This is a genomic window from Pectobacterium carotovorum (assembly GCF_033898505.1).
Taxonomy (GTDB): Bacteria; Pseudomonadota; Gammaproteobacteria; order Enterobacterales; family Enterobacteriaceae; genus Pectobacterium; species Pectobacterium carotovorum_J.
This window is the reverse complement of the sequence record NZ_JAXAFK010000007.1, coordinates 162552-179428: the sequence shown is the minus strand read 5'-3', so window position 1 is coordinate 179428 and position 16877 is coordinate 162552. Positions and strand designations below refer to the sequence as shown.

The window sequence follows — 16877 nt, the reverse complement described above, 5'->3', positions numbered from 1 at the left end:
TTCTCTCCTGCCCGATTAACCGGCGTTCGCCTGAATAATGGCGCTGATGTCCTGGTTAACAGGGGTGAGATCCAGCGTCAGCGCATCGCTTTGGTAGGCTGGCGTGGTTCGTGAGGTTTCTGCTAACGCGCTGCCTTCTGTATTGGCGGTATCGACATTAACCAGCGCGGACAGGCCGATACGCAACGGATGTTCGGCGACCTGCTGTGGATCGAGTTCAATACGGACGGGCAGGCGCTGAACGACCTTAATCCAGTTGCCGGTTGCGTTCTGGGCGGGCAGCAGCGAGAACGCGCTACCGGTTCCCATATCGAGACCGACCACTTTTCCCTGATACACCACATCGTCACCGTAGATGTCTGCGATCACGGTAGCCGGTTGGCCGATACGCATATTGGCTAGCTGTGTCTCTTTGAAGTTAGCATCGATCCACAGGTGATTGGCAGGAACGACGGCCATCAGCGCTGACGTCGAAGAGATACGCGCGCCAATCTGCACGCTGCGGCGTGAGACATAACCGTCGATCGGGCTGACGATTTTGGTACGCTGTAACGCCAGCCAGGCATCGCGCATTTCTACCGAGGCTTGCTGTATGGCAGGCTGCTTCTCAAGCGGGGTATCCAGAATCATTGCCTGATTCGCCTGATATTGCTGTCTGGCGACTTCCAGCGCGGCTTTGGCGGTCGCGACGGCATCACGAGCATGCTGCACTTCTTCACGCCCGATGGCGTTGGCGCTGCCCAGCGCTTCCCGGCGGCTCAAGTCGCTTTGCGCCTTGTTCAACTCGGTTTGGCGCAGTTCAATATTGGCCTGGTACTGCTTGCTGTTAATAATCAACTGATGCGTTTGGCGCACGCTGTTGGCCAGCCCGGTTTTTGCGCGTTCAAACGCCTGCTGAGCATCGGTAGGATCAAGCTCCACCAGTACCTGTCCCTGCTTAACAAAATCGGTATTGTCGACGTTAACATGGGTGACGCTGCCGCTGACCTGCGCCATGATCTGAATCTGATTACCTGCGACGTAGGCATCGTCGGTGCTTTGGTGGTGTCTGAGTACCAGGAACCAGTAAACCAGCCAGGCGCAGCCCAGCACGACGAAAATAAATGTCATCAGCGATAGCACTCGCTTACGTTGCTGTTTTTTGTTTCTTTGTGGCGTTTTCGGCACCTGATTTTCCACACTTTCACTCATGCTGTTCTCTCTCTTTTTATTCTCTTTGTATCGGCTATCGCACCAGACTGTGCAGCCTGGCGATAGTCGCAATGAATTCATCTTGCTGTGCTGCTCGGGGGGATCTTTCAGATCGCTGCGCCCGGAGCGTGAGATTGCCGTTTTGCCAAGTCGCACGTTGCGACTGCGGGCTGGTCATGCCTATTTTTCGCAGCAAAACCCACCTGCCCGATACGTATGCATCGGGTCATTCCGGGTGAAAAAGGTGCCGACTATGATGCTTTGTTGTTGTTTTTCTGTTGCTATTGACTGTCGACGCTATTGGCTATCGATGTTATAGGTTATCGAGTTCGTCCATTTCATCCAGCCGAACCAGAAGTTTTCTCATCAGGGTTTCGAGCTGCTTTTGCTCGCCGGATTCAAGTGATGAACAAAGCACATGCAGGCTGCTGTGCTGTGGTGGAATCAGTTGACCGAGAAACGCTTTCCCTTCTTCCGTCAGGTGCAGGTGCAGGCAGCGTCTATCGCTGTTGCTTTCACGTCGCTCTATCCAGCCTCTTTTCTCCAGATCGTCAGCGATGCGCGTTGCATTCGTACGTGAAGATCCCAGGGCAGCGCTGAGCTCGGAAGGTTGAATACTGTAAGATTCCTGAGATTCCAGCGTCAGCAACGCCATAAAGAGGGTTTCGTTGATTCCCTGATCTTTCAGCATTCTGTTTCTGTGTTCCAGAATTTTGCCCTGAACGTGCATGAATAGACGTAGTAGCAAAACTTCCTGACGTGGAAATCCGGGTTTACGTGAAGCACGCAGGTCGAGCATTTGTTCTATAGGAGTGAATGAACTGTCCATTTTTTATATAAACCTCATTAATCACGGTATGCATAGTAACTAATGTTACTAACTGGGTAAACGCCATTCAGGTGGGAAATTGTGCTTATTTCTGTGACAGAAAGTAAGCGGAGAATCGCGTTACGTGGAAATAATTCACCGTTTACTTTATTTAAATCAAAATGTTATTTGATAATCCAGACTGCGGATTCAAAGCAGCTTAAAAGCAATTCCGTAGCACAGCGCTCCCAGTAATGTCGATAAGACGATACTGCGGGTTTTATAAAAACAGGCCGTCAGCGTCATAAAGCCTACCAGCGTTGGCAGCAGTTTTTCGTGATGCGCGAGAATATCCGGTACGCTGGAAACGATCAGCAGCGCACAGATAGAGGCAATGCCGATGCTGTCCAGTACCAGTGCTTTTTTACCGCGCTGCAGCGAGCCGGAAGCACGCGAGGCACTCAGCCGGAGAGGCAGATAACGGAAGAGGTAGTTCACCAACCCCACAATCAGTCCGATAAGAATGACTTCCGTACTCATGTGTTCACCTGTGACGTGGCGGGGTTAACCAGCGAAGCCAGACAGCCGCTGAGAATGCCGAGCAGTATTGCGGCTGGAATGGAGGAAAGCAGTAATCCCAGCAGCGCGCCGCCTAGCGCGCAGGCGACGACCAGACTTTGTTTGCGCTTGAAAGAGGCGAGTAAAAAGCTCAGGAAAAGCGCGGGTAGCATGAAAGACAGCGCGGATTCGACGGCTGGGTAGTCATCCAATGGGCCGTTGCCGAATACGGCGCCGATCACCGTGCCGAGCACCCATGAGAGCCAGGCGAGCAGTGATACGCCCATCATCCAGTTTTCTGACCAGCGTCGGTTATCTTTCGCCAGCCGGGTCGCGGCGGCGGCAAAGACTTCATCCGTCAGACCGAACGCCCAGAGCGCCGTTTTCCGGGTGGGCAGCCGTTGTGCAATGCGGTGCCGTAACGCGGGTCCATACAGCACATGGCGGACATCCATCGCCATGACGGTCAAGGCTGCCACCCAGATGGACATGCCTGCGCTGAGCAGAGCGGTGATGACGAACTGGCTGGCGCCAGCGTAAATGATGCAGGAGAGAAAAATGCCTTCCAGCGGCGTAAATCCTAACTTGACGGCGTTCATGCCAAACGCGAATGCCACAGGCATGTAGCCGATAACTATCGGCAGACTGTCAAAGACGCCTTCGCGAAAAGACGCAGATTTTGTCGGTACCGATGATGCGGGGGTGGTTAATGTCTTCACTGGCCTGATATTTTTTGTACTTAAAGGAAATTAATCGATAACACTAGCAAAGCGTTACCGGAATTTCACGCTATTGCGAAACGGACGTGATGATTTTTGATGCAATGGTCTCGGGCGTAACTTTCCCGGAGGAAACCGTCTTGAATAAGAGGGTCTCGACCGGGAGAGTGACAAACGAAAAGGCTACAGCGCCGCCATGGCTTCCTGCGTCTCGTGATGATGGCTTCGCCACCACACCAGCAGGTTCAACAGGCTGATAATCGCGCCTGCGGCACAGACGCCCAGCCAGCCCCATTGCTGGTAAGCCGAGGCTGAGAGAAGTGAGCCCAATGCGCCACCAATGAAGTAGCTGGTCATATAGCCAGCTGTCAGGCGATTACGTGCTTCGGGCATCATTCGGTAGATTACGCTTTGGTTGGTTACGTGCACGCCCTGAACCGCCAGATCCAGCACGATGATACCAATGAGCAGCGCCGTGATGGAATGAATGCCGAGCGCGATACAGCCCCATGAGAGTAAAAGCAGGATAATCCCCACGCTGGTGGTTGGCTTGGCTTTGCCCTGATCGACCAGACGTCCGGCGCGCGAGGCCGCTAAGGCTCCCGCCGCGCCAACCAGCCCGAACAGGCCGATAACGCCTTCGGAATAACTGTATGGCGGCGAGGCGAGCAGGAATGCCATCGACGTCCACAGAATGCTGAAATTGGCAAAGGATAGGCAGCCCAGGATGGCGCGCGTGCGCAGCAGTGGGGTGGTGGAGAACAGGCGGAAGATTGAGGTCAGCAACTGCGGGTAGTTCAGCGTGCTTTGCTGAGGAATGCGCGGCAACGCCCGCCACAGAATCAGCGCCATGATGACCATCAGCGTGCTGGCAACCCAGTACACGGTACGCCAGTCGCCGAGCGAAGCAAGCGCACCCGCGACGGTACGCGCCAGCAGAATCCCCAGCAGCAGGCCACTCATAATCGTGCCGACAACTTTACCACGGGTTTCCGGCGTCGCCAGCGTCGCGGCAAGAGGCACCAGCAACTGGGCGACAACGGAGAACAGCCCGGTTAACGCCGTACCGGCAATCATGAGCCAGAGCGTAGGCGCGGAGGCGGTGAGCAGCATCCCGCCCGCGGCGAGTAACGTCATGCCGACGATCAGCGTCCGGCGTTCAAACATGTCTCCCAGCGGAACCAAAAACAGCAGGCCGACGGCATAACCCAGCTGTGCGGCGGTGACAATGAACCCCGCCTGATTGACGGAAAGCTCAAACACTCTGGCAATGGTTTCCAACAGCGGCTGGGCATAATAGTTACTGGCGACGGCGAGGCCGGTCGCGATAGACATAATCAGGGTCAAAGACAGGCTGAGCCCCGGTTGCGGCTGGGGTGATACAGATTGTTGCTGAAGAGACATAGTGTGAACGTTAATATGATGTTAAAAGCAGAAGCTATAGTATCCGGCAGAGCCTAATCAGATACCAGAATATCTTTACATGTATGACGGGAATGTTTTGTTTTTTCTGAGATTGATTTAGCTTATCGCCAACGTTATACGACTATCGACAGGGGACAGTATGTTTAAACATTATCGGGTGTTTAAGAAAAAAAGCGTTGCGGTATTAATGGGATGTGCACTTTTTCCAGCCGCAGCGCTGTGGTCGATGGGGGCACAGGCGGTAACGGCCGTCTACGTCTCTGCGGCCACTGACGGCGCAATCGACGCCTATACGCTCAATACGCAAAGCGGCGAATTGACCGCTATCGGGAAAGTGGCCGCAGGGCCGAAAGTGATGCCGATGGCCGTTAGCCCGGATAAATCGTTCCTCTATGCGGCCACGCGCGGTATTCCTTACTCGGCGGTGAGTTATAAAATCAATCCTAAAAGCGGTGCGCTCAGCCCGTTAGGCAAAGCGGAACTGCCGGACAGCATGGCTTACCTCTCGACGGATTTCACGGGTAAGTGGTTGTTCAGCGCCTCGTACGGCGGTAATAAAGTTGCGGTTAACGGCATTGATAAAGATGGCAAGGTTAACGCGAGCGCGGTCACGGTGGTGCCGACAGGGGAGAAAGCACACAGTATTATTGCCGACCGCCAAAATAAGTTCGTCTTTGCCAGCAATCTGGGCAGCGATCAAATTGTACAGTTCCGATTTGATGCGAAAACAGGCACGTTGACGCCGAATGAACCGGCGGAAATTAAATTGCCTGAAGGGAACGGGCCGCGTCATCTGGTGTTATCGCCAGATAATAAAACGCTCTATGTGAGCAATGAACTGTCTGGCAAGGTCGCGCGTCTGGCGCTGAATGAAAAGACGGGGCAGCTTACACTACTGGATTACACGGACACCGTTCCGGCCGATGCAGGAATGCGGGCGGGGACGATGACACCGGATAAAAATAGCACCGACAACCGACCGCAGATATGGAGCGCCGATTTACGTCTGACGCCAAATGGAAAATTCTTGTACGTATCGGAACGTACCAAAAGCACGATTACGCTGCTGCGGGTAGAACCGAAAACCGGTCAGTTGAAATACATTACGCGCTACCCGACGGAAACCCAGCCGCGCGGTATTCAGATCGATCCAAGCGGGAAATTCCTGATTGCCAGCGGTGAGAAATCGACGTCGCTGTCGGTGTACCGTATCAATCAGGACAACGGAGACTTAGTGCGAGTTGGGCAATATCCGACCGGAAAAGGCGCGAATTGGGTCGAAATCGTTAACCTGCCGTAATTGCTGGAGCTTCAATAAAAAGCGCCCTTTCGTTAGAAAGGGCGCTGATCTACAGGTGGTTATTTCGCGGCGTCAGCGGCGGTTTTCACCCAGCCGTCAAACAGCTGCTGGTGGGCTTTGATCCAGCCATCAACATGACGTTCGATATCCTGCTGTGAACCCTGGCCTTCATGCATACGCAGGTTCTGCGCATTCACGTCGGCAATCGGTAGTTTCATGATGGCGAACAGCTTGGCCGCTGCCGGATTTTTCTCTGCCCATGCCTTATTCGCGGCAATTCTCATGTTGTTAACCGGGAAGCCGTAGTCGGCCCCGTTGGGCAGTTTGGTGCTGACATCCTTCATTTCTCCCGGTTGAGAAGAGAAGGGTACCTGCAACCAGACTACGTCACGCCCCGGTACCAGCACATCACTCACCCAGTACGGCGTCCAGGTGTAGTACAGGATCGGCTTACCTTCTTTATAACGGGTGATGGTGTCGGCGATCATCGCCGCATAGTTACCTTGGTTATGCTCTACCGTGTTGGTTAAGCCATAGGCGGGAAGGTGGTGATTGATGGCTGCTTCACATCCCCAGCCCGGCGTACAGCCTGTTAGGTCGGCTTTGCCGTCACCGTTGGTGTCAAACAGCTTGGCGATTTTCGGATCTTTTAACTGCGCAATATTGGTGATTTTGTATTTTTCAGCCGTTTTCTTATCGATCAGGTAACCCTGTGCGGCGCCGGAAACATATTCACCCTGACGGTAGAATTTTGCGTCCCCGCCTGCGGCTTTATATTGGTCGGCATGTAGCGGATCCCAGTTCACGGCGATAAATGTCGCATCGCCGGAGGCGATAGAGGTGTAGGCCACGTTGTAGTCCACTTCACGGGGAGGCTGCACGTCATAGCCCAGCTTTTCCAACGCGCGGCTGACCAGCAGCGTCTGGAACGTTTCCTCGGAGATGGTGCTCTGCACCGGAATAACGGAAATACCTTTACCAGGTTGCGCGGTGTCTACAGCGTAAACCTGCGTACTCAACAGTGTGGTCGTCAGGGCGGCGGCCCAAAGTGTGGTGTTACGCATCATGATTCCCTCTGTTTTTATCGTGCGTTGATTCGCGAGTGTTGCTAATAAAATGAATAGTGCTGATAAAACGAATAGTGAATGTCGCCGCTTGTCTGATATCGTCCAGACAAGCGGGACGAGCGTTACTGCTTGATGAAAGGACGGGTCAGCAGGCCAATCGGGCCGCTGGCGTACCAGCTCTTGTTGCCTTTGCTGCGGCGATCGCGTCCCAATGATTGAGTCAGACGGTCAAGAATAATCGCCAGAATAACAATTCCGACGCCGCCGACGGCAGCTAAACCCATATCCAGACGGCCAATACCGCGCAGCACCATCTGACCCAGACCGCCCACGGCGATCATCGAGGCGATAACCACCATCGACAGTGCCAGCATCAGCGTTTGGTTAACCCCGGCCATGATGGTCGGCATAGCCAGCGGGAGCTGAACCTTAAACAGCATCTGGCGCGGGCTGGCACCGAATGACTCGGCGGCTTCAATCAAATCGGCCGGTACCTGACGAATACCCAGAATCGTTAAGCGAATAATCGGTGGCAGGGCAAAGATGATGGTCACCACGACGCCCGGCACGTTACCGATACCGAACAGCATGACGATAGGCACCAGATAGACAAACGCAGGCGTGGTCTGCATGGCATCCAATAGCGGCCGGATGAACTTCGCCGCCCGTTCGCTACGCGCCAGCCAGATCCCCATGGGGAGCCCGATGAGCACGCAGAAGAACAGTGCCGTCAGCACCAGCGCTAAGGTGATCATGGCCTGCGACCAGGCACCAATCGCGCCGATGGCGATCAGCGACAGCAGGGTGGCGACACCCATGCCGAGGCTGGACATCTGCCAGGCAAGCAGTGAAAACACCAGAATGGCAATGGGGGCCGGCATCCCCAGCAGAAACTGCTGGAAGCCGCTCAGAATAAAATCGACCGGGACGCGAACGCCCTGAAAAACCGGTCTGAAGTGCAGCACAACCCAGTCGATACCGTGGGTAACCCAGCTGTCCAGCGGGATCAGCGTGTCCTTAAACGGATCGAGCAGGTTGAAATGCTCGGGTGTCGCGGGAGCCGCACTGTTTAACCAGTCACTGCCGGATTGCGCCGTCTGATGGGCCGCATCGGCGGAACCATCGGGAGCTGGCGAGCTGCTCCAGGCATCGCTGCCGTTAGTGGGCGCATCTTGTGCTGGCGCGCCAGTAGACCAGGGATCGCTCTGCGGTGCGCTGTCTGGCGTCGCGCTGTGTTGGGCTGGTGCAGAATCGGCTGGCGCGTTCTGCGTGCTGGTCGCCCACGGATCGTTCTGCTGTGCGCCATTGACCTGTTCAGGTGCTGCGCTCTGGTCGGCCGGCTGATGCTGTGCCGCGGCGTTGTCCCACGGGTTCGATGTTGATTTACTCATTGGTCACTCCTTCCTTATCCAGTGCTTGCAGCAACATTCCTTTGGAAATGATGCCAATGTACTCATGGTTTTCGCCGACGACAGGAACGGCACAGGGGGCCTGTGCAACCTGAGAAATCAGCTCGTTGAGTGACATATCTGCGGGCACGGGAGCAGGTTCGGGCAGTAACGCCTGTTCCAGCGGCTGCTGTTCTTTCAGCGCCTGCTTCAGTGAATCAATAGACACGACGCCAATGAAGCGTTTTCCGCCTTCCAGCACATAGCCGTAATCACGGTCTTCGTCCTGAAGGATTTTCAGCGCAGAACGTGGGCCTACGCCGGGTGTTTTACGGATGAGAGTGACTGGGCGACGACGGGCGATATCTTTGGCGCTAAACACGTGGCTGATATCGACACCGCGGAAAAAGGTGCGCACATAGTCATTGGCCGGGTTATTCAGGATCTCATCGGGCGTACCGACCTGAATCACTTCACCGCCGTGCATGATGGCAATCCGGTCACCGATGCGCATCGCTTCATCCAGATCGTGCGAGATAAAGACGATAGTGCGTTGATGACGAGACTGGAGTTTGATCAACTCGTCCTGCATTTCAGTACGGATCAGCGGATCGAGCGCGGAGAACGCCTCATCCATCAGCAGGATATCGGGATCGTTCGCCAACGCGCGAGCCAGACCGACACGCTGACGCATCCCGCCGGATAGCTCATCCGGGTAAGACGCGGCGTAGGCTTCAAGACCGACCTGCTGCAAGGCATCCAGCGCTTTTTGCTCACGTTCCGCTTTCGGCACGCCAGCGAGTTCCATACCAAACGCGGTATTGCTGAGAATGTTCAGGTGCGGCATCAGTGCAAAGGACTGGAACACCATACTGATCTTCTTGCGGCGCACGTCGCGCAGCGCGGTATCGGATATCTGGGAAATATCCTCACCGTCGATCAGCACCTGACCCCGAGTGGGTTCTATCAGACGATTGAGAAGGCGTACCATGGTTGATTTGCCGGAACCGGATAATCCCATGATGACAAATATCTCGCCTTCTTCAATGGCCAGACTGGCATCTTTTACCCCGACAGTAAGCCCTGTTTTTTCAAATACCTGATCTTTGCTCAGGCCTTTATCAATCAGTTTAAATGCTCTGTCTGGGTGCTCGCCAAATATCTTATAAAGATTCTTTACTTCAAGTTTAATTGCCATGAAATTATTGTTTTCCTGTGTCGTTTATAATTCTATAACGTAGCCCTGATAATGATTAAACATAATCTACCCTACCATACTCAGATTCTGAGACAACCCTTTATTGCCTTTGCGAGGTTTCTAGCCATGCCAATATCAGCGATATCGGCAGCGCTATTATTGCTGTCTTATCTTCATGATTTATGTGATATTTATGATTCTGTTCTTGAGGGTAATTCTTTTTATAACAGTACGTTATCTATTGATTTCTACGTGATGTATGAGTGGCTGATATAACCTTTTCTGATTATGGATAAACCGCGATTTATAGTGAATTCCACTAATCGAATAATATGATAAATAAATCACATTTTTTGTCTTATAGACACCAAAATAGACCGACGTAAGTACATTTTTTACTTATGTTATCTGTCGGTATTTTATACAGTATAGCAAAGATATAATGGGTGAAATGATAGTGTTTATTCTCACCAATAAATGAGAGTGTTCTGAATAATATATCTGTCATATTCAGAGGAAATACAGGGGAAATAAAAGCAGGGTAGTAATGCGGATTCGATAAGCTGTTTTGCCAGCTATCGCGCCTTTCTATTTTGCCGATCGCGATCATGTTATCCATGTGAAAGTTATGGTTATAGTGGCTGGTTCCATCACGACTTCATTCATAACGACTATCGAAAGAGGTTAACGTGTTAGATCACCTGAGCATCCCGGTGAGGGATATTGCCCGCAGCCGACACTTCTATGAAGCGGCACTCAAGCCGTTGGGTTATTGCCTGATTAAGGATATGTCATTCGCCGTCAGTTTTGCGGTAACGGAAGGGTATGGTCAATCAAGCGATCCCGGTGGTGAATTCTGGATTTACCAGTCAAAGGGCGAGCCCTGTCCGGCGGTGCATTTTGCGTTCAGCGCCGCCTCGCGAGAGCATGTAGACGCTTTTTTTGCTGCCGCGATAGCGGCGGGAGGTCGCGATAATGGGCCGCCGGGGCTGCGCCCGAATTATCATCAGGATTATTACGCCGCATTCGTGCACGATCTCGATGGGTACAATATTGAAGCGGTCTATCACCGTCAGCCTTGAAGTATCTACTCAGTAACAGGAGGGGGAAATCCCCCGCCATCATTCGCTCATCAGGCTGACGTGGGCGGCGACAATGCGCCAGCCTTCGGGCATTTTTACCCAGGTTTGCATTTGGCGACCAATCTTCGTGCTGCCTGCGCGGGTGAACTCCGTACTGGCGACGGCCATATCGTGGCCGTAAGTGGTGATGACCGTATTACGTAGCGTCCTGTCCAGACCGGCTGAAGGGCGAGCGAGGCGAAAAGCACGGATTTCCTCGATCCCGTACAGGTTTTCTCCCGCGCCGTAGCGCACCGTTTTTTCATCGTGCCAGAACAGCTCATCCAGCACCGCAATGTCATTTCCCGTTAGGGCTTTCTCGTAGCGATAGAACGCGTCGGTCACGTCGGCCAGCACATCCGGCTGGTTAATATCGTCAGGCAACATATTTTCTTTCCTCTACTGTATAGGTGATGCCCTGTTGCTCAAGCACCCACGCCGTCCGCAAACACAGGTCTTCGCGCCACGGTGCGGCAATAATCTGCACGCCTATCGGTAAGCCGTTGGCGGTCGCCACCGGCACCGTTACGACTGGCAGCCCGACGAAAGAGATCGGCTGTGTCAGCATGCCCATACTGGCGCGCACGGGCAGGTCGGTATCATTAATGCGCATGGTTTCCTGCCCGATGAGCGTGGCGGAGCAGGGGGTTGCAGGGGCGATCAGCAGGTCGGTATGTTCAAACAACGACAGCGTCTGTTGGCGGAAATAGTTACGGAAGCGCTGTGCCTGCACATACCAGGCGGCGGGGATCATCGCGCCAGCCAGCAGCCTCTCGCGTGACAGCGGTTCGAAACGCTCAGACTGAGTACGTAAGTCAGGCAGATACTGGTTCCCGCCTTCGCTGGCTGACAGAATAAAGGCGGCGCTGCGTGCCAGTGCGGCATCGGTTAGCGTCAGGCTCTCCTGTGCGCCCAGCGCCTGTGCGATCTGGCGCACGGCGGCGTTGGCTTCCTCGCTGGCCCAGGTAGAGAAATAGCCATCCAGCACCGCGTAGCGTAATCCCTCGCTGCCGATTTCCAACTGCTCTGCGGTATGCCGCGTTTCCTGATTAGCCTGAAAACGATCGTGCTCATCGTGACCTTGTAAGGTGTCGAACACTAATGCCAGATCGTCCGCACGCCGCGCCAGCGGGCCGATGTGGTCGAGGCTGGCGACAAACGGGTGGCTACCGTGGCGTGATAAGCGACCAAATGTCGGCTTCAGCCCGAAAATGCCGCACAGCGACGACGGCACGCGGATCGAACCATTGGTGTCGCTGCCGAGTGTGAAGTTAACCAGTCCGGCCGCGACAGCCGCTGCCGACCCGCCAGACGATCCGCCGGCGATGCGCTGTGTGTCGAGCGGATTACGCGTGGGGCCGTAATGGCTGTTTTCGGTGGTAAAGCCATAGGCATAAGCGTCCATATTCAACATGCCGGACAGCAGCGCCCCCTGGTTGGCAAGCTGGCGGATGGCAAAAGCATCCTGCGTAGCGGGTGGGCGCTGGCTGAAAAGTTCGGCACCTGCCAGCGTGGTTTCACCGCTGACATCAAACAGGTTCTTGACGGCGTAAGGCACACCAGCCAGCGGCGGTAACGTTTCTCCACGTTGGCGGCGCGTGTCGATACATTTAGCTTCTGCCAGCATACGTTCGCCAGTGACATGGGTGTAGGCATTGATGGTGGGATTGGCTTGCTCAATCGCGTCCAGCGTCTGCTGCGCCAGCTCTCTCGCGGAGAACGTGCCAGCCTGCAAACCTTGTTGTATTTGCCGGATCGAGAGCGATGAGGACGCGTTTCGGGCGTATAAACTCATAACGTATACACCCCGGCAATCTCCTGATGCTCATCAAGAGGAAAAGCCATCAGCGGCTGCGCCATGGCATGAATGCGGCTGAACTGCACAAGCAGCTCCTGACGCCGCTCTTGGCTAAGTTGCAGCGCCAGTAGCGTTTCCATCTGTTGCAGATAGGCTGCAAGGGCATCGTGTTCGATCATTGTCATTCTGTTTTCTCCCGGTTAAATAAAAACTAGAAACCTGCCGCGCTGCCGTTGCTGCGTGGATCGAACGCCCCTTCCAGCATGCCGTTGGTGTGTCGCACGATGGCACCGGCGTGGCCGACCGTTTCACTAAAGCTGCCCAGCAGCTCGACGTCGTGGCCTAACTGACGCAGGGCATCCACCGTGGCAGGCTTAAAGCGATCTTCGATCTTTAGCGTATCGGAGGCTTGTCCCCAGGTTCTGCCCAGCAGCCAGCGTGGAGCGGTAATCGCCTGTTGCAGGGGCATGCCTTGCTGGACGTGGCGGATGAAGAGCGCTGCCTGCGTCTGCGGTTGCCCATCACCGCCCATCGACCCGTAGACCATCGTCCGTCCGTCGGACAGGCGTGCGGCGGCGGGGTTTAAGGTATGGAAAGGCTGCTTACCCGGTTCTAACGCCAGCAGGTGTGCGGGATCGAGGCTGAAGGAGGCACCGCGGTTCTGCCAGAGCACGCCGGTTCCCGGCAATACCACGCCGCTGCCGAACTCGTGGTAAATACTTTGAATGAAAGAGACGCACAGGCCGCTGCTATCGCATACGCCCATCCAGACGGTGTCCCCGGGGCCTTTGCCTTCTCCCCACGGTGCGGCGTTGCGGGTATCGATTTGCCGGGCCAGCACGCCGAGCGTATCGCTTTCCAGCAGCGCCTGAACGTCCTGCGTCATCAGTTTGGGATCGGTAATGAAACGGTCGCGCAGGCCAAACGCCAGCTTGGTCGATTCGACAATGCGGTGGATCGTCTGGCTATCGTTCAGATCTTCCATGTCTAAATGATCGGTCAGGCCGAGAATGGCGAGCGACACCAGACCTTGCGTTGGCGGCGCGAGGTTATAGATGTCGCCTTTACTGTGCTTCAGCACCAGCGGCGCTGTCCGTTTGGCGCGGTAATTCGCCAGATCCTCAGCCGTCAGCGGCATACCGATCAGCGCCATCTGTGCCGCCAGCCTGGCGGCGATGGAGCCGCGATAAAAACTGTCCAGCCCTTCAATGCTGAGTGTCGTCAGGGTATCGGCTAGATCCGGCTGCGTGAAACGGCTGCCCGCGCGCGGGACATTCCCCTGCGGCATAAAAAGCTGGCTAAAGGCAGGGAAATCGATCAATTCGTGATAGCGCTGGGTAAGCGCATCTTCCTGCGATTGCGTGACGGGAATACCGTCGGCCGCATAGCGGATCGCGTCAGATAACAGGCGGGCCAGCGGCATCGGGGAACTGCCCATTTCTTGTGAGTAGGTCAGTTCTTGTGAATAGGCCAGCGCTTCCTGCCAGCCGCCGACGGTGCCTGCGACCGTCAGCGCCGCTTTAGGGCCGCGATGCGGAATGCGGCTTTCGCCCTGATAGTATTCACGGCAGGCCAGCGACCCGGCAGCACCGCTGGCATCAATGGCGACAGGGTCGCCGTGTGGCGGAACAATCAGCCAGAAACCGTCGCCGCCGATTCCATTCATGTGTGGGTACACCACGGCAATAGTTGCCGCTGCTGCGACCATGGCTTCAATGGCGTTCCCGCCCTCACGCAGAATGGCTAATGCGCTGGCACTGGCTAAATGATGAGGTGCCACCGCCATGCCCAACGGGGCGGTATTGCTTTGCATCATTTCAAGATTCCTTTTTTATGTAGGGTAAGAGTGAGTTGCTCCATTAACCCTAGCAACAAGCAAACGGCGTTCCAGTTTTTCGGGACGCTGGAAAGTCTGTCTGCGGTTCCAAAAGGGGTATCTGTATCATCCCGACAATCCTGTGCTATGTTCTGCGACATGAAACAAACGTTACAGCAAGCGCAATGGGTGAGAGACGATGATGCAAATAGATGAACGATTACGGGATCGCTATGGCGAACTTTCACCGCAGGAGCAGCGCGTCGCGGATTTCATCTTCGATCACTTTGACGATTTAATTAGCTACAACAGCGCCGAGCTGGCGCGGCTGAGCGGCGTCTCCAAAGCGACCGTCAGCCGGTTGTTCAAACGGCTGGGCTACCCCAGCTACCGCGACATGCGCGATGAGCTCAGAACGTTGCGCCAGAGTGGGATGCCGCTGGCGGATAACCGCGATGCCGTGCAGGGCAATACGCTGCTGGCGCGGCATTACAAGCAGGAGATGGCGAATCTGACGCAGTGGATAAGCCAAATTGACCCTGTGCAGTTTGGCGTGGTGATTCAGGCGCTGATGCAGGCGCAGCGTTTGTGCCTGATTGGGTTGCGCAATAGCTATCCGGTGTCGCTGCACCTGCGCCAACAGCTACTCCAGATTCGCCAACAGGTCACGCTGCTGACGCAGCCGGGGCAGACGCTATCCGAAGAGCTGGTGGATCTCACTGCGCAGGATGTCGTGATTGTGGTGGCCTTTCGTCGCCGCCCGCGCCTGATTCAGCCGCTGCTGGCGCAGCTGCAAAAACGCGGTGTGCCTGTGCTGCTGCTGTGTGAACCACAGGTCAGCACGTTGATGCCGCTGGCAACCTGGTCATTGTGCGTCCCGCTGGACAGCGTCTCGGCGTTTGACAGCTATTCCTCCGCCATGAGTTTGGTGAATGTAGTCAGCAATGCGCTACTGCATGAAATGCTGCGTGATGGACGCCAGCGTATCCACCAGATCGCGGATCTTTATGGTGAACTGGATGAGCTTGAACAACGCTAATGGGGCGTTGGGATGGTGCTATTGCACCAATATGGTGCAATTTGGTTGGTGTTTGGTGTTCTTCTGATGCCCTTATGTGTCATGCCGTCATGTGGATCTGTCATATAGTCATGCAGATCGTTTCGGGCGTGATAGCACCGGATTATTTTTGTGACGCAGTGCTGTGGATTGTTTCTCGTTGTTATCTGTTCATAGGCGTAAAAAATTATGATGAGAAATGCGGGTCATCCCGAATGAGCAGCATGGACGCTGCGAAAGCCTGTGCCGCGTCGGGAGCGCGTCACAGGCGGTTCGACAGGATGACACGCGTTTCGAATGTACCGCGTAGCGGCATAATTCACGCCGAAAGCCAGGGTTCGTAGGGCTGCGGCGACTGAGCAGCCCTACGTCGGGCGTGGTGCATGAGTTGCATAAATGATCTCTCTGTAATCACGCCCGAAACTGTTCTTCAATATTCCATATCCACAGCTATGCCATATTCCAGCATGATTCTCTGACCTTCTACGTTGTTCCTCACAGTCAAAGGTAACCACGTGATCTGGCATGCTACTTGCTTAATGTCTGTAACGATAGTTTCAATATTTGTTTTTAAAGAATCTTTCGTTTCAATTACACTAACCGGGGGCAGAGACGATGTTGATCAATAAACTGGGCATCAAAAAAGGGTTACTGGCGGTGATGGGCGCGGCAATGTTACTGGTTCAGGCCGGTAGCGCGATGGCCGATCAGTTGCAGGATATCGAGAAGCGCGGCGTGCTGCGTGTCGCTGTGCCGCAGGATTTCCCGCCGTTTGGATCGGTCGGGACGGATCTGCAACCGCAGGGGTATGACATCGATATTGCTCGCTATCTGGCGAAAGAGATGAAACTAAAGTTGCAGCTGGTTCCGGTAACCAGCGCCAACCGCGTGCCGTATCTGCAAACCAACAAAGTTGACCTGGTGATCTCCAGCTTGGGCAAAAACGCCGAGCGTGAAAAAGTGATCGATTTCAGCCGCGCCTATGCGCCGTTTTTCCTCGGTGTATTTGGGCCGAAAGACAGCACGCTGACATCATCAGAAGCGCTGGCAGGCAAAAGCATCGGCGTCACGCGTGGTGCGGTAGAAGACATGGTACTGACGGATATCGCGCCGAAAGCCGCACAGATTAAGCGCTACGAAGATAACAACACCACGCTGTCGGCGTATCTGTCCGGGCAGGTGGAATATGTTGCGACGGGGAACCTGGTTGTCGCGGCTATCGCTGAGCAGAACCCGACGAAAGCACCAGTGGCGAAGTTTATGCTGAAAGATTCGCCGTGCTACATCGGGCTGAAAAAGGATGAACCCGCGCTGAAAGCGAAAGTCGATGCGTTAATTGAGCAGGCGCTGAAAGACAACACGCTCAATACCCTGTCGGAAAAATGGCTGAAAGCGCCGCTGCCGGCCAGCATCAAGGCTTAATAGGAGCAC

At 54.8% G+C, this 16877-nt stretch carries 16 protein-coding genes; 4 read left to right on the top strand and 12 right to left on the bottom strand.

Features of this window, described 5'->3' with window-relative positions; translation table 11 throughout:
• Positions 1 to 15 precede the first annotated feature (15 nt).
• The 5 genes from emrA to R9X49_RS21800 all read right to left on the bottom strand — a co-directional run bounded on the left by emrA (position 16) and on the right by R9X49_RS21800 (position 4680).
• Entirely contained in the window at positions 16 to 1191 is a 1176-nt protein-coding gene (emrA, locus tag R9X49_RS21820) for a multidrug efflux MFS transporter periplasmic adaptor subunit EmrA (protein ID WP_319850353.1), read from the bottom strand.
• 313 nt (positions 1192 to 1504) lie between these two features.
• Positions 1505 to 2020, bottom strand: a complete 516-nt coding sequence (mprA, locus tag R9X49_RS21815) for a transcriptional repressor MprA (RefSeq protein ID WP_319850352.1) — start codon at positions 2018 to 2020, stop codon at positions 1505 to 1507.
• Between the two features lie 189 nt (positions 2021 to 2209).
• Entirely contained in the window at positions 2210 to 2539 is a 330-nt protein-coding gene (gene ygaH, locus R9X49_RS21810) for an L-valine transporter subunit YgaH (protein ID WP_180740710.1), read from the bottom strand.
• Entirely contained in the window at positions 2536 to 3276 is a 741-nt protein-coding gene (locus R9X49_RS21805) for an AzlC family ABC transporter permease (protein WP_319850351.1), read from the bottom strand. The genes ygaH and R9X49_RS21805 overlap by 4 nt, the downstream gene beginning before the upstream one ends.
• Before the next feature lie 183 nt (positions 3277 to 3459).
• Positions 3460 to 4680, bottom strand: a complete 1221-nt coding sequence (locus R9X49_RS21800) for an MFS transporter (protein WP_319850350.1) — start codon at positions 4678 to 4680, stop codon at positions 3460 to 3462.
• Between the two features lie 160 nt (positions 4681 to 4840).
• On the opposite strand from R9X49_RS21800, the gene R9X49_RS21795 reads away from it, so the two are divergent.
• Entirely contained in the window at positions 4841 to 6001 is a 1161-nt protein-coding gene (locus R9X49_RS21795) for a lactonase family protein (RefSeq protein ID WP_319850349.1), read from the top strand.
• A gap of 59 nt (positions 6002 to 6060) precedes the next feature.
• Here the strand turns inward: R9X49_RS21795 and proX are convergent, their stop codons facing one another.
• From proX to proV, 3 genes are all read right to left on the bottom strand, one after another.
• Positions 6061 to 7065: a glycine betaine/L-proline ABC transporter substrate-binding protein ProX gene (proX, locus tag R9X49_RS21790; protein WP_319850367.1), complete on the bottom strand. Its 1005-nt coding sequence runs from the start codon at positions 7063 to 7065 to the stop codon at positions 6061 to 6063.
• 125 nt (positions 7066 to 7190) lie between these two features.
• Positions 7191 to 8459 (bottom strand): glycine betaine/L-proline ABC transporter permease ProW, encoded by a 1269-nt coding sequence (gene proW / locus R9X49_RS21785; protein WP_319850348.1) that lies wholly within the window; start codon positions 8457 to 8459, stop codon positions 7191 to 7193.
• Positions 8452 to 9654 (bottom strand): glycine betaine/L-proline ABC transporter ATP-binding protein ProV, encoded by a 1203-nt coding sequence (gene proV / locus R9X49_RS21780; protein WP_319850347.1) that lies wholly within the window; start codon positions 9652 to 9654, stop codon positions 8452 to 8454. Before proV ends, proW begins: the two co-directional genes overlap by 8 nt.
• A gap of 689 nt (positions 9655 to 10343) precedes the next feature.
• On the opposite strand from proV, the gene R9X49_RS21775 reads away from it, so the two are divergent.
• Entirely contained in the window at positions 10344 to 10736 is a 393-nt protein-coding gene (locus R9X49_RS21775; protein ID WP_319850346.1) for a VOC family protein, read from the top strand.
• 39 nt (positions 10737 to 10775) lie between these two features.
• Here R9X49_RS21775 and hpxZ read toward each other — a convergent pair whose 3' ends face one another.
• From hpxZ to R9X49_RS21755, 4 genes are read right to left on the bottom strand one after another with little or no spacing between them, the layout of a single operon-like run.
• Positions 10776 to 11162, bottom strand: a complete 387-nt coding sequence (gene hpxZ / locus R9X49_RS21770; RefSeq protein WP_015841465.1) for an oxalurate catabolism protein HpxZ — start codon at positions 11160 to 11162, stop codon at positions 10776 to 10778.
• On the bottom strand, positions 11152 to 12570 hold the full coding sequence (locus R9X49_RS21765) for an AtzE family amidohydrolase (protein WP_319850345.1): 1419 nt from the start codon (positions 12568 to 12570) through the stop codon (positions 11152 to 11154). The genes hpxZ and R9X49_RS21765 overlap by 11 nt, the downstream gene beginning before the upstream one ends.
• On the bottom strand, positions 12567 to 12758 hold the full coding sequence (gene hpxX / locus R9X49_RS21760; protein ID WP_116166865.1) for an oxalurate catabolism protein HpxX: 192 nt from the start codon (positions 12756 to 12758) through the stop codon (positions 12567 to 12569). Before hpxX ends, R9X49_RS21765 begins: the two co-directional genes overlap by 4 nt.
• Positions 12759 to 12784: 26 nt before the next feature.
• Complete coding sequence (locus R9X49_RS21755; RefSeq protein ID WP_319850344.1) at positions 12785 to 14389, bottom strand: gamma-glutamyltransferase family protein; 1605 nt, start codon at positions 14387 to 14389, stop codon at positions 12785 to 12787.
• A 199-nt stretch (positions 14390 to 14588) separates the two neighbouring features.
• Here R9X49_RS21755 and R9X49_RS21750 point away from each other — a divergent pair, with 199 nt between their 5' ends.
• Both R9X49_RS21750 and R9X49_RS21745 read left to right on the top strand, forming a co-directional pair.
• The gene (locus R9X49_RS21750) at positions 14589 to 15428 is read left to right on the top strand and encodes a MurR/RpiR family transcriptional regulator (protein WP_319850343.1); all 840 of its coding nucleotides are present in this window, start codon (positions 14589 to 14591) and stop codon (positions 15426 to 15428) included.
• A 633-nt stretch (positions 15429 to 16061) separates the two neighbouring features.
• Complete coding sequence (locus tag R9X49_RS21745) at positions 16062 to 16868, top strand: transporter substrate-binding domain-containing protein (RefSeq protein WP_319850342.1); 807 nt, start codon at positions 16062 to 16064, stop codon at positions 16866 to 16868.
• Positions 16869 to 16877 lie beyond the last annotated feature (9 nt).

What these genes read in the sequence shown, in the direction of transcription:
- ygaH (WP_180740710.1), bottom strand. Translation starts at nt 2,539, where the DNA reads ATGAGTACGGAAGTCATTCTTATCGGACTGATTGTGGGGTTGGTGAAC.
- R9X49_RS21750 (WP_319850343.1), top strand. Translation starts at nt 14,589, where the DNA reads ATGATGCAAATAGATGAACGATTACGGGATCGCTATGGCGAACTTTCA.
- R9X49_RS21745 (WP_319850342.1), top strand. Translation starts at nt 16,062, where the DNA reads ATGTTGATCAATAAACTGGGCATCAAAAAAGGGTTACTGGCGGTGATG.
- hpxZ (WP_015841465.1), bottom strand. Translation starts at nt 11,162, where the DNA reads ATGTTGCCTGACGATATTAACCAGCCGGATGTGCTGGCCGACGTGACC.
- proW (WP_319850348.1), bottom strand. Translation starts at nt 8,459, where the DNA reads ATGAGTAAATCAACATCGAACCCGTGGGACAACGCCGCGGCACAGCAT.
- emrA (WP_319850353.1), bottom strand. Translation starts at nt 1,191, where the DNA reads ATGAGTGAAAGTGTGGAAAATCAGGTGCCGAAAACGCCACAAAGAAAC.
- hpxX (WP_116166865.1), bottom strand. Translation starts at nt 12,758, where the DNA reads ATGACAATGATCGAACACGATGCCCTTGCAGCCTATCTGCAACAGATG.
- proX (WP_319850367.1), bottom strand. Translation starts at nt 7,065, where the DNA reads ATGCGTAACACCACACTTTGGGCCGCCGCCCTGACGACCACACTGTTG.
- R9X49_RS21795 (WP_319850349.1), top strand. Translation starts at nt 4,841, where the DNA reads ATGTTTAAACATTATCGGGTGTTTAAGAAAAAAAGCGTTGCGGTATTA.
- R9X49_RS21765 (WP_319850345.1), bottom strand. Translation starts at nt 12,570, where the DNA reads ATGAGTTTATACGCCCGAAACGCGTCCTCATCGCTCTCGATCCGGCAA.
- proV (WP_319850347.1), bottom strand. Translation starts at nt 9,654, where the DNA reads ATGGCAATTAAACTTGAAGTAAAGAATCTTTATAAGATATTTGGCGAG.
- R9X49_RS21755 (WP_319850344.1), bottom strand. Translation starts at nt 14,389, where the DNA reads ATGATGCAAAGCAATACCGCCCCGTTGGGCATGGCGGTGGCACCTCAT.
- R9X49_RS21800 (WP_319850350.1), bottom strand. Translation starts at nt 4,680, where the DNA reads ATGTCTCTTCAGCAACAATCTGTATCACCCCAGCCGCAACCGGGGCTC.
- mprA (WP_319850352.1), bottom strand. Translation starts at nt 2,020, where the DNA reads ATGGACAGTTCATTCACTCCTATAGAACAAATGCTCGACCTGCGTGCT.